Below are 11,484 nucleotides of genomic sequence, written 5' to 3'. Positions count from 1 at the left end.
TCTCCTTGGTGGCTTTTAAAAACAACCACACTATCGCACAAAAGCGGATCAGGAGGCCGTCCACCACATCAAGTCCATTACATCCATCATTAATAATGCTGGAGAGCAAAGCGAATGGGAAAATAAAGGTTGCGCAGTGGGCGCTAAACCAAGTGCCTCAAGCACATAAAAAGATTATACAAGCATCTGTTCTTTCAAGCCTGACTTACCCAGTTAATATTTTTAGGATTTATCCCAATATTAACAGCAGCTTGAATAGCCCGCTCTCTTAATTCTGTTGGCACATTAGGGGTACGGGATAACACCCAAAAGTATTTCGGACTGGATCCGGCGATTATCGCCCACTGGTAATCTTCGTCTAAGGCGACAATGTTGTAACCGCCATAGAATGGACCAAAGAAAGAAACTTTCAGCGCTCCGACGTCTTTCCCTTGCACAAACACAGCTGTTCCGGAAGCACGTTTGTGTCGATCGGATACTTCATCAACACCGCTATTTAGTACACTTACAGTGCCATCACCGTTAAGAGTATATTCGGCTGTCGTTTTGATTAAGCCTTTCTCGAAACGGTTGTCGACGCGGGCGACTTCAAACCATTTGCCAAGATAGCGGTTTAAATCAAACCCTGTGACCGGTACCACATTCTCAGGAATTTTAGGATTGCTTGCTTTATACAATTTATAGCCAGCGACTAATCCTATTGCGGCCAATAATATCTTTTTAGCGCTCATAACAAACTCCTGTTGGCTATAACATCAACGTATATAAGTATTTAGTGTTCCCAAAGCGATATGGATAAAAAGCAAAACCGCTTTGCATAACCTCATGACATATTCACTCATCATTGTTGCTTTATCAGAACATAAAGCGCATGGTGGGTACCTCGATAGTATTTGAAGCGGGCGCTATCGGTTACGGGTGCGACCCCCTAGCCCCAACAAGGATGGCGATGTGTCCTCCAGAAATATGCGTAAAAACAATCGTTTTCTGATACGCGTCTCCAATATGCGCTGTATATCACCAGTTCCTAGCTTAATTCAGCATAAGAGAACCATGTTGCATTTAAAGCATACAACAAACAACAGAAATGTAATCCACGCTAAGTTCTGCTGATATTTTACGAAGAAATTACATCAATTAAATTATGTTCAAATAAAGGAATGCATCATGGCAAAAGGTATGAATCGCGGAAACCGTGAAGCCAAAAAGCCTAAAAAAGATAAAACGGTAACAAATACAGCAACACCAGAACCGGGTGCCAGCCGGTTTCCAACACCTCAAAAAACTCCATTAAAAAAATAAGTTTTACTTATAATTTTATGGTGGCCTCTCATAAAATAAAATAACGAGGCCACGAAGTTAAGTCATTTTTAGCATCCTAAATATGATGAACTTTGCTCATAACATATACATTGGCATCTCAGATTTAAACGCGAATTCGCACAAGTGCATAATGACTATGAAAATTATATTTTTACTTTAACCCATATAGATTGGATACATCATGAATATGCCAGTATGGATTAAACCAGCTCTTTATGGAGCTGTGGCCGGAGCACTTGTTCTGTGGGCGGTTGGTTTCAGCTGGGCAGGCTGGGTTACGCAGTCGACAGCTCAGCAGCAATCAAGCAGCGCATCAATCGCAGCTGTAAGTACTGCCTTAACACCTTATTGCGTTGCATTATCCCAAAGCGACCCACGTGTTACAGACATCCTAGCCGAACTCAAAGCTGTAGCAGGATATAACAAAAGAAGCGTCATTGAAAAAGCAGGATGGGCTACTCCTTTGGGAACAGATAAACCTAACAACGATTTAGCAAGAGCATGTGCAGATGCACTAGCTGCTGGTTAATTTTCATTTTCTTAAAAAGCTACCATCCCATAGAAGAACTATGTGGAATGGGCAGTTAAGAATTAAAATACGCAAACTGAAAAAGGGCGTTTTAAACTGCCCTTAAATCAGATTATGCTTTAACTGAAAATCACGACGATACAAAATACCGTACATTCCTCTGAAGCAAGCAACGACTTAGCGTGTTTTATATCCCCAATCATCAGCTAAAGCGTCGAGATCACCTTTAAGATAATCGCCGTAGGTGGTATTTTCGCGCTACGTCTTTGCGATGTCTGCAATCTCCATGCCCTGTCCGGTAGCGGAGGCCTTTCTTCGCAATGACAATATACTTTTCCGCAAGATAGAATTGTACAGCTTAAAATTGCCCCCTCTCCTTGCTTGAACTTACGAGCGTCACCGTTCTTGGAGAACCAGTCATTGATAAGCATAGTTGCTGGTTTCATTACGCCATCCCCAACGCATCCATATAAAGCTAAAGCATGTCTCCCAAAAGTGGGCACCGGTTTTGGGATAAAGACATGCGTAAAAACAAAACGCTAGAGCGAGCACAGTGGATACGATTAAGTGCGACACGCTCTAGATATTCGCGGTCTTTTCATTGCCTTCACGCACTGAGCGCCAAGACCATTGGCTTACGCTCTGCAAGCCTTATAACCATGCGGATAGCTTGATTTGTTAATTGTGCTGACAACCGGATTATCTGCTCTAAAGCCGCCTTTAGCCGCACTGCTTGATTGAACCACTTAAAATATTGCCATCTGATCCACTCCATAGAATGGGATTATGATGACTAGCAATTGTCAATATACTTATGGTTAACAAACAACTACTCAAGCTACTTGAAAAAGACTAATACGTAGCCCTGTAGGCTCAAATGCAGCCTGACAAAAAGAAAATTCAAACCCATTCAATATGCAATGTAATTGAAACCCCGTACTAGCGGGGTTTTTAGTATGACAGACTAAATAGCCTTACTGGAAGCAAATTTATTTCTGTACCTAATCGAACTGAACCTCATAGGTCGTTTTAAACTGTTTTGGATCGGCTAATCGGTATTGCTTCAGCAATTCTTTCCACCCGTCTTTGCAACCTATCCGACATATTGATGGAAGTCAGAAGATAATCGACTAGCTTTTTTTGATGAAATTTGCCGGTTAAATACTGACGCATTGCTGAATTAGCTAATGCTTGACCTTCAGTACTATCGATTTTAATTAAAGTTGCAGTACACACCTGTAAAAGTGCTGCATTGATAATGGCAATATCCTTAGAATATAGCTGAGTGATTACATTGTTGGATGACATGTTTTTATCCCTCCGCCTTCGTAATGGGTTACCCAATGAAGACAAAAACATTATAGCACCTAAGTTTAGTATTACCTAACTATCCGGAATCAGGCCGGCCAGTGCAGTTTTTTTGTTGCCCTAATTTGACCAGATCCCCGGTCGGATGCAAAGTGTACATGGAATAATTACCATATTGGCAATTTAAATCCATCAACAGCGGGAAGAGACAATAGCCGTGATCCGCTAAATGATAGAGTTAGAAAATGTCCGCAGCTTTAAAGATTGCACACACAGATTTAGCAGATGCACAAAAGGTTACAGCCATATCCGCCGTCGACCTGCTAAGCACCCCCGCGATTATTCAAAACAGTCAAAACTTATGAAAATGCATGGAAAAACTACCACAAATGGTCGGCTGACTGGCTCCAGGAATATGGTGAGGAACTCCCGCTCCTTTATTACTGATTCAACAAGTGCTTGCGTGATGCCTATCTGGAAATCCGCATCTTCGTCACCGCACCTGTGACCGTCACCACAGAAGCCTTTTCATCGGCTCAGACAGCCGCTCCTCAATTTGGAGGCAGTTAGAAGCGGCAGGTTTTTTTGTACAGCATCAACCCGCTTGATCTAGTAGATAATAAGGAGCTCGCAGCATAAGCGCGGCACTTGAAATTCATACTGAAACAACAATCAGTGCAGCCAAAAAACCAAGGCAGTGCAGCCTTAACTCCAATGCAAATGGCATAATATCAGCTTATCCAAGGCGAAGCTGATTTAGGCTTAGTCAAAGAAATGTTGGTCGTAAGTAAGAAATTTGTAGCGAAACAAGCAAAGCGTTCCCTATCAGTTGCAATTTATATAAATAAGATTTAAAATATATATCCATAATAGATTTATTATTTAAATATAAATTAAAAAATATATTTTTATATAGAGTATATAATAGTAAAAGTAATTTTATTATCAATATTTTAGGATGCCCCGATGCTTAGTTCAATAGAATTATAGTCGATTCAGTTAAATCAACTGTATATGATATCGGGGTGAAATTCGCCCATGTTTATTCAGATGATATTTTTAATATACAAAAAATCAAATAGCCCGAGCACATTCCCAAATTATTTATAATGGCGAAAAACTTCATGACTTCCTAGATTGGTTAATAACTTATCCTGAATACAGACAACCTTTTTCAATTTTAAAGATAGCTTCCCATAAACCAATTCGCATAATTACAAATTAGATGACCAGAATATTGAGCTCTACAACATAATTAAACGAGCAAAAATAGTTTACACTTCAATTATAACCACTTAATTTAATTGAAGAAAAACTATTGACATTTATAAGGATAAGACACGAAAACAAGAAAAAACTCCGACCTCTTAATCAGGAGATCACAGGCTCGATCCCTGTCGCACCCACCAAACTCTCTTCATGATTTAAATATTCCGGCGTGACCGGAAAATATTTTGCGACAATAGCACAAGATAATGCTTCAACTCCCTCAATCTTAATTGCCGCTTCTTTAAAACCACAATAAGTCATGGTGTTTTTATGCTGCCTTTAAATTCTCTAGGGGAACGTATCGTTATTATTGGCCCTTCAAATGCAGGTAAATCCACATTAGCTGTTGCCATTTCACGCAAAATTGGCGTTCCTGCATACCATCTTGATCAATTTCGCCATTTACCCAACACAAATTGGAAAATGCGCGCCGATGAAGAGTTTGAAAACTTGCATAATCAGGCGATTCTAAAAGATCAATGGATTATTGAAGGCAATTACAGCAAATTAATGCCGGCACGGCTTGAGCGGGCAACAGGCGCCATCCTGCTGACATCCAATCGTTGGTTGCGCCTATACCGTTATTTCAAACGGACCCTCCTCAATAATCCTGATCGTGCCGGCCATTTGGAGGGTGCACAAGATGGCATCAAATGGGAAATGATCGACTGGATTGCTTTCAAAACCAAAGATAGTGATCAAAAATATTCCCGAATTCTACACGCTTCGCAACTGCCGCTTGTCGAAGTGCACTTAACCAATGAACTCAGAGCTCTTTATAAAGATTGGGATTTACAAGCTTATACCCGCAAACGACAAAGAGGTTAATTATGAACAATGTATTTGACAAATTCATCGTTCTGACAGGTGGGCCGGGTGCCGGAAAAACCAGCCTGTTGAATGCTTTGGCTCAACAAGGCTGTCACACTTCTGAAGAGGCAGGCAGAGGCATTATTCAAAGCCAGAATTTGATTGAAGGCCCTTATCGCCCCTGGATTGATCCTGCCGGTTTTGCCGAACAAATGCTAGGTTGGGAAATGCGCTCATGGCATATAGCTGAAAAAGCGGGATGCCTGACTTTTTTTGATCGTGGCGTACCCGATATTATCGGTTATTTGAACCTCACTGCGCTTGCAGTGCCAGCGCATATTGTTAAGGCCGCTGATCATTATCGGTATAATAATAAAGTCTTTATTCTGCCACCCTGGAAAGACATTTACGCTCAGGATGAAGAACGCAAACAAACCTTTGAAATTGCAATCGATACTTATAATGCGATGGTTACGGCCTATCGCTCATTAGGCTATCAGCTGATTGAAGTGCCTAAATTGGCGCTTTCCAGCCGCGTTCAATTTATTCTCGATCAAACAGCCGATATTGTTTAAATTGGCGTTTTCAGATTTTTCGACTGACCATCAAACCGGCTAGAATAAAGAAGATACCAATCGCGGTCGGAATATAAAAAACACTGACTGCCCAATCATCGGTAAATTTCAGACATTTAAAAATACCCGCATTGCACCAGAAATTGCTCAGGTAATAGAAATATAAACTACTTCCGGCACAGATAAGAACCCCGAAACTCATCAAAATAATTCTGGTCATACAGTGCACCGGTATCCAAAGCGCGTATTTATAAAAGTACCACAATAATAGCTTGAAGCTGCTGTAAAATATAGCAAGATCATAAAATTACGGAACCAAGACGGGTTTAGATCATTACAATAACAAGCACTACGATCGCAATGACTGCAAGGAGAACACTATGATAACCGGGCCACTATGTCGTGCAGCACGAGCACTAACTGAAATTTCTCGCGACCGACTAGCTTCCACTTCAGGCGTTGATGAAAAAACGATTGAGCATTTCGAAAGACAGCTCGATAAACCTGACGCTGCCACAATCGAAAAACTTCAAGATGCCTTGGAAGATTTAGGCGCAGTCTTTATACCGGAAGATACACGCGGTGTCGGTGTACGGTTGAAATTCACCGCTTCGGAAACCAGACGCCTTTCGACACTAGAAAGTGAAGGAGGCATTGTGCGCTCGGATGACGTGCCTTGAACTCATTCAAACAAAGCGACCCTTACGGGTCGCTTTTTAAATTTGATTACAACATTTATTTTTGCTGATGAAAGCGGATGTGAAGCTTATGCACTTCACTGGCAAAAGGTTCGACCGGCCCTTCAACCACTGTATCTTTGATCACTTCACCAATGCGAAGCGGCTTAACTTTGCCTGATTTTACGCCAAGCTCGCTTAGCCAAGTGATCAATTGTTCTGTGGAACTGGCATAAACAATGCGGCCAAGCTCCGCCCAACCATGCGCCGCTGCACACATCGCACAATGTTCACCGGATGTATAAACTGTGGCAGCCCGCCGTTCTTCTGGTGACATATTTTGCCCTGCCCAGCGGGCAATGGCAAATTCCGGATGCTGGGTATGATCGCCGCCTGCGACGTGATTGTGATCTTCAAAGAGAATTTTGCCATCAGCGGATACCAAAATCGAACCGAAGGGCTCATCGCCTTTATCAACAGCCACACTTGCCAACGCGACACAGCGTTGCAGATATTTATGATCATTTTCCGTAATCATCCACGTTCCTTTCTCGAAGTTTTTTTGCCTTATATTTTCCTGAAAAAAGCAGGATGCGCATATTTCTGCCGCAGTCTTCAATTTCATTAAATGGAATAAAATCAATTTTATAGCTTGAAGAATATAATTTCTCGTTGAATAAAGTATATTCAATAAATTTAATGCTTCAACATGTGTTAAATTTAATTGCGCATCAAATGAACGGAAAGGAAATAAATAATGGCCATCACCCGTAAAGATGAAGACCGCGCGCTGAATAAAGATGAGCTTGAGCTTGTTTCAAAATCGCGCCACCCTGAGCTTCAAGACCTTTCTGATGCTGAACTTAAATCTTTGATTAAACTGGTACGCGAACGCCGTGAAAAAGCAAAAACAGCTGCCAATCAACGCCGCCGCGAAATGAAAGGCCGTTCGGCACCGCGTGGCACGACGCCATCTACAGCTGATGACGGCTCCCGCTTGAAAGTCCGCGTTCTGGCCATGGCAATGAGCCGTTTGAATGCGGAAAGCCAGCGTCGTCAGCAAATGGCTGCTCATCTTGAGCTTATCGCCAATGCCGAACATGCATTGGAACTTAAAAAGGCCGCAGCCGACACCAAAACGCCTTTCAACACACGTCACGCTCATAAAGGCGTTAAAGATACCGCTGCCATCCGTGCAAAAAATCTGATCAACCCTATGGAACGTGGCCGTCAGAAAAAAGCAGCAAGCGTGGCACAGGCAAAAATCGACAATCGCCAGAAAAACGCATCCTGATTGATTTTAAAGCGAGGCTTCGTCAAGCCTCGCTTTTTTTAATGACTGAGCAGATGTTTTATCAAAACATAGTTTAAGTCGTTAGAAAATAGCTGTTTCATTGATTATAATCATTGCTACAGCCTGTAAAGAACAGCATTTTATCCGAGCGATAAAAAGGTAGTCCCATGTATAATCATATTCTCATCACCACAGACGGTTCCGCTCACTCCGAAAAATCAGTCGAGCAGGGTTTGAATCTGGCACAGAAGCTCAATAGTAAATCCACCATCATCACTGTCACATCGCCATATACCATTTCCGGTTTGCCGGGCGGCTGGACAGACACGCAGGCTTTCATTGACCAGTATGATCAAGAATGGAAAGATTATGCCGACAAAACGCTGAATGAAGCCAAGCAGCGCGCTGACGGATTGAACATCAAGGTTGATACACTGCATATGAGCAATATTTCAGCCGCCGATGCTATTTTGGAAGCCTCGAAGCAACTTGGCTGTGATTTGATCGTGATGGCATCACATGGCCGCACCGGCTTGAAGCGCATGTTGCTCGGCAGCCAGACCAATGAAGTCATCAATATGAGCCAAGTACCGGTTCTGGTCGTTCGTTGATTATCAAAAAAATCAAATTATCAATGAAAAGAGCAGTTCCAAGAGCTGCTCTTTTTTATTTTTGTCACAAATAAAGATGCCCGTCAGCAACTTTAACCGCACTGCCGCCAATACGCGCATTGATTAAAATCTGCTGTTTAACCTCCAGCTCCAGACGGATGCGCGACTGGCGCCCCATCTCGATGCCCTGTTCGATCCATAATTGCGCAATGCCATCAAGCGGCTGATCAAATTTATGCACGACCCCGGAAAAAGCAGCAACAGCCGAGCCGGTCGCCGGATCTTCATAAACATTGCCTTCAGTTACAAACATTCTGGCGTGATAATCACTGTCAAACAAACGCGTATCGCGGCAATAAATATAAACAGGCAATGAACGCCCGTTTACATTCGCCAGATTTTCACGCACAAAAACTGGATCAATAGAAACTTTGGCGGCAGCAATCATATTGGCAACCGGTATCATCAGATAAGGTGCACCTGCACTCCACACACCCGGCACATGATTTTCAAAACCAACCTCATGTGCACCAAGGCCGATGGCAGCAGCGGCTTCTTCACGCTCGATTTTAATTTCCAACTGTTTAGGCAATTGCGGCAAATCAAATTCGGCAAAACTTACTTTTTCCTGCCTATTGACGACACAGCGCACCAGACCGATTTTTTCTTCCAGAACAATTATCTGATCAACTTGCGCTTGATTTTGCAATCTTTCCACCAGCGAAATGGCGGTGCCAACGGTCGGATGACCGGCAAATGGCAGCTCAAAACCAGGCGTAAAAATTCTGATTGCTGCCCTATGCTGCGGATTATCAGCCTCGCAAATAAATACCGTTTCCGATAAATTAAACTCGCGTGCGATGGAAAGCATTTCCGCATCCGTCAACCCTTGTGCATCATGAACGATAGCAAGTGGATTTCCGGCCAAAGCCTTATCGGTGAAAACATCGTAGATTTCATAAAATCTTGCAGATGACATCCGGTAATTGCCTCACAAATCTGTCGAAATCAGAGGCGCTCTATTCAATAGAATAACGCCACTCCGTCGCGCCTCTATAGATACCCGATTTTCTTACAATGTCATCCACTGCTTAGAGTTTATTTATCGCTAAAATGCCAGTCCGCAAAAGCACGTACATATGTGGGGGTGTCCTCGCCCATCATTCCCGCCGCCGAAACAGCAATAACATCATCAAGTTCCGGCTCGACTTGTGCTGCTAATGTCTCACGAATTTGCGCCGTCAGTTCTGCTGCTGTTTTGTCAAAATAATGACGTTTGAACAAAGCAACCGAGCGATTTCCGGTGACAAGTATATAGCCCTCCTCTGCCTGTGCATCTCTCAAATCCAGCCCTGTTTCTTCTTTAACCTCACGGTGCATATTAAAATCATAATCAACGAAGCCGTTTTTCACATCATGATCATCAATCGAACCGGCAGGAAAATAGATGCGGGATGCGGCAGCCGTCGAGCCTCCCATACGCGCCGCGATAAGAACATTATCGGATGAGACGATCACCCCGATACCGAAAATATGCCAAGGGCGCACCGGTTCCTGATCTTTGCGCCAATACATCAATGTCGCATAAAAATCGCGGATAAAACCTGCTTCAAAAACACCATTTTCAAACCGTGCTTCAGGCGCCAGATAAAGCTCGCCGTTAAAAAGCGCCGACTGTCTTTTCACTTCCTGCTGCCAGTTTTCTGCAATCGCCTCACTGTGTTGCACTGCATAATCAAGCGGCCCATCCACAATGCGCACATCAATTTGTGTGGCTTTATAAACGGTATTTTCACGGCATTGATCCATTGATTTATCCCATTCAATTGATGCTGCACCATAGCGCACTGTGTTTGAAAATTTAAACGGTGATTATCCAAATAGATATCAGACAATAAAAAAAGCCGCCCTGCCTTATTGAAAAGACAGGGCGGCTTTCAATCATGCAAAAACTGCAAAATTAATTACGGGTGTTATCAACCAGCTTGTTCTTAGCGATCACCCTCGCGGCATAGCCGCGAAAATAACGAATTAGTTGCGGGTTTTGTCAACCAGTTTGTTCTTAGCAATCCATGGCATCATACCACGCAGCTTTGCACCAACTTCTTCGATCTGGTGATCGTCGTTCATACGGCGGATACCCTTGAAGCGGGATGCACCAGCTCTATATTCCTGCATCCAGTCAGAGGTAAACTTACCAGTTTGAATATCATGCAGAATGCGCTTCATTTCCTGCTTGGTTTCAGCATTGATCACGCGTGGACCCGAAACATACTCACCCCATTCAGCAGTGTTGGAGATCGAGTAGTTCATGTTGGCGATACCGCCTTCATAGATCAGGTCAACAATCAGCTTCATTTCGTGCAAGCACTCAAAGTAAGCCATTTCAGGTGCGTAACCTGCTTCAACCAGAACTTCAAAGCCAGTGCGGATGAGTTCAACAACACCACCGCAAAGAACGGCCTGTTCACCAAACAAGTCGGTTTCGCACTCTTCTTTGAAAGTGGTTTCGATAACGCCGGAACGACCGCCGCCAACGCCTGAAGCATATGACAAAGCCAGATCATGCGCATTGCCGGAAGCATCCTGATGGATAGCAATGAGGCAAGGAACGCCGCCACCTTTCTGATATTCGCCGCGCACGGTGTGGCCAGGGCCTTTAGGCGCAATCATCACAACGTCAACGGTCTTTTTCGTTTCGATCAGACCGAAATGAACGTTCAGACCGTGTGCGAAAGCAATCGCTGCACCGTCACGCAGATTAGCATGGATATGATCTTTATAGATGTCGGCCTGCAACTCGTCAGGGGTCGCCATCATCATCAGATCAGCCCATTTGGCTGCATCTGCAACATTCATAACTTCAAAGCCGTCAGCTTTAGCTTTAGCAACGGTTGCTGAATCTTCACGCAGTGCAATGCGGATTTTTTCTGCACCGGAATCTTTCAAGTTCAGTGCGTGTGCACGACCCTGTGAACCATAACCAACAATAACAACATTCTTGGTTTTGATCAGGTTTACGTCGGCATCACTATCATAATAAACGCGCATTTTAAGTGTCCCTTTGTTAAAGCGTGTTATCTTTTAA

At 43.3% G+C, this 11,484-nt stretch carries 15 protein-coding genes; 7 read left to right on the top strand and 8 right to left on the bottom strand.

The window, feature by feature from the left end; genetic code table 11:
- Positions 1-194 precede the first annotated feature (194 nt).
- Positions 195-731 carry a lipocalin family protein gene (locus JNC77_RS09585; protein WP_374831849.1) on the bottom strand — a complete coding sequence of 179 codons (537 nt, stop codon included), beginning with the start codon at positions 729-731 and terminating at the stop codon, positions 195-197.
- Between the two features lie 436 nt (positions 732-1,167).
- Here JNC77_RS09585 and JNC77_RS09580 point away from each other — a divergent pair, with 436 nt between their 5' ends.
- Together JNC77_RS09580 and JNC77_RS09575 are read left to right on the top strand one after the other, a co-directional pair.
- Complete coding sequence (locus tag JNC77_RS09580; RefSeq protein WP_374831847.1) at positions 1,168-1,302, top strand: hypothetical protein; 135 nt, start codon at positions 1,168-1,170, stop codon at positions 1,300-1,302.
- A 202-nt stretch (positions 1,303-1,504) separates the two neighbouring features.
- Complete coding sequence (locus JNC77_RS09575) at positions 1,505-1,852, top strand: hypothetical protein (RefSeq protein WP_374831845.1); 348 nt, start codon at positions 1,505-1,507, stop codon at positions 1,850-1,852.
- 1,029 nt (positions 1,853-2,881) lie between these two features.
- On the opposite strand, the gene JNC77_RS09570 is transcribed toward JNC77_RS09575, so the two are convergent.
- Both JNC77_RS09570 and JNC77_RS09565 read right to left on the bottom strand, forming a co-directional pair.
- Positions 2,882-3,160, bottom strand: a complete 279-nt coding sequence (locus JNC77_RS09570) for a hypothetical protein (RefSeq protein ID WP_374831843.1) — start codon at positions 3,158-3,160, stop codon at positions 2,882-2,884.
- Between the two features lie 1,371 nt (positions 3,161-4,531).
- The gene (locus tag JNC77_RS09565; protein WP_374831841.1) at positions 4,532-4,690 is read right to left on the bottom strand and encodes a hypothetical protein; all 159 of its coding nucleotides are present in this window, start codon (positions 4,688-4,690) and stop codon (positions 4,532-4,534) included.
- A 9-nt stretch (positions 4,691-4,699) separates the two neighbouring features.
- On the opposite strand from JNC77_RS09565, the gene JNC77_RS09560 reads away from it, so the two are divergent.
- Positions 4,700-5,257 (top strand): P-loop NTPase family protein, encoded by a 558-nt coding sequence (locus JNC77_RS09560; protein ID WP_374831839.1) that lies wholly within the window; start codon positions 4,700-4,702, stop codon positions 5,255-5,257.
- Between the two features lie 2 nt (positions 5,258-5,259).
- The gene (locus tag JNC77_RS09555) at positions 5,260-5,814 is read left to right on the top strand and encodes an AAA family ATPase (protein WP_374831837.1); all 555 of its coding nucleotides are present in this window, start codon (positions 5,260-5,262) and stop codon (positions 5,812-5,814) included.
- Positions 5,815-5,824: 10 nt separating this feature from the next.
- On the opposite strand, the gene JNC77_RS09550 is transcribed toward JNC77_RS09555, so the two are convergent.
- Positions 5,825-6,034, bottom strand: coding sequence for a hypothetical protein (locus tag JNC77_RS09550; RefSeq protein ID WP_374831835.1), 210 nt, complete (start codon positions 6,032-6,034; stop codon positions 5,825-5,827).
- Positions 6,035-6,194: 160 nt separating this feature from the next.
- On the opposite strand from JNC77_RS09550, the gene JNC77_RS09545 reads away from it, so the two are divergent.
- A complete protein-coding gene (locus tag JNC77_RS09545) occupies positions 6,195-6,494 on the top strand; it encodes a helix-turn-helix domain-containing protein (RefSeq protein ID WP_374831833.1) in 300 nt (99 codons plus the stop codon).
- A 55-nt stretch (positions 6,495-6,549) separates the two neighbouring features.
- Here JNC77_RS09545 and JNC77_RS09540 read toward each other — a convergent pair whose 3' ends face one another.
- Positions 6,550-7,029: a nucleoside deaminase gene (locus JNC77_RS09540; RefSeq protein WP_374831831.1), complete on the bottom strand. Its 480-nt coding sequence runs from the start codon at positions 7,027-7,029 to the stop codon at positions 6,550-6,552.
- Between the two features lie 219 nt (positions 7,030-7,248).
- Between JNC77_RS09540 and JNC77_RS09535 the strand changes: the two genes are divergently transcribed.
- Together JNC77_RS09535 and JNC77_RS09530 are read left to right on the top strand one after the other, a co-directional pair.
- Positions 7,249-7,785 (top strand): hypothetical protein, encoded by a 537-nt coding sequence (locus JNC77_RS09535; protein WP_374831829.1) that lies wholly within the window; start codon positions 7,249-7,251, stop codon positions 7,783-7,785.
- 167 nt (positions 7,786-7,952) lie between these two features.
- Entirely contained in the window at positions 7,953-8,396 is a 444-nt protein-coding gene (locus JNC77_RS09530; protein WP_374831827.1) for a universal stress protein, read from the top strand.
- A gap of 64 nt (positions 8,397-8,460) precedes the next feature.
- On the opposite strand, the gene JNC77_RS09525 is transcribed toward JNC77_RS09530, so the two are convergent.
- The 3 genes from JNC77_RS09525 to ilvC all read right to left on the bottom strand — a co-directional run bounded on the left by JNC77_RS09525 (position 8,461) and on the right by ilvC (position 11,447).
- Positions 8,461-9,375 carry a PhzF family protein gene (locus tag JNC77_RS09525; RefSeq protein ID WP_374831825.1) on the bottom strand — a complete coding sequence of 305 codons (915 nt, stop codon included), beginning with the start codon at positions 9,373-9,375 and terminating at the stop codon, positions 8,461-8,463.
- A 119-nt stretch (positions 9,376-9,494) separates the two neighbouring features.
- A complete protein-coding gene (locus JNC77_RS09520; protein WP_374831823.1) occupies positions 9,495-10,205 on the bottom strand; it encodes an NUDIX hydrolase in 711 nt (236 codons plus the stop codon).
- 222 nt (positions 10,206-10,427) lie between these two features.
- The gene (gene ilvC, locus JNC77_RS09515; protein WP_374831821.1) at positions 10,428-11,447 is read right to left on the bottom strand and encodes a ketol-acid reductoisomerase; all 1,020 of its coding nucleotides are present in this window, start codon (positions 11,445-11,447) and stop codon (positions 10,428-10,430) included.
- Between the last annotated feature and the right edge of the window lie 37 nt (positions 11,448-11,484).

Source organism: Paenochrobactrum pullorum, assembly GCF_041929845.1.
Classification (GTDB): domain Bacteria; phylum Pseudomonadota; class Alphaproteobacteria; order Rhizobiales; family Rhizobiaceae; genus Paenochrobactrum; species Paenochrobactrum pullorum.
Note: the sequence above shows the minus strand (reverse complement) of the source record. Positions and strands in the feature narration are given on the sequence as shown.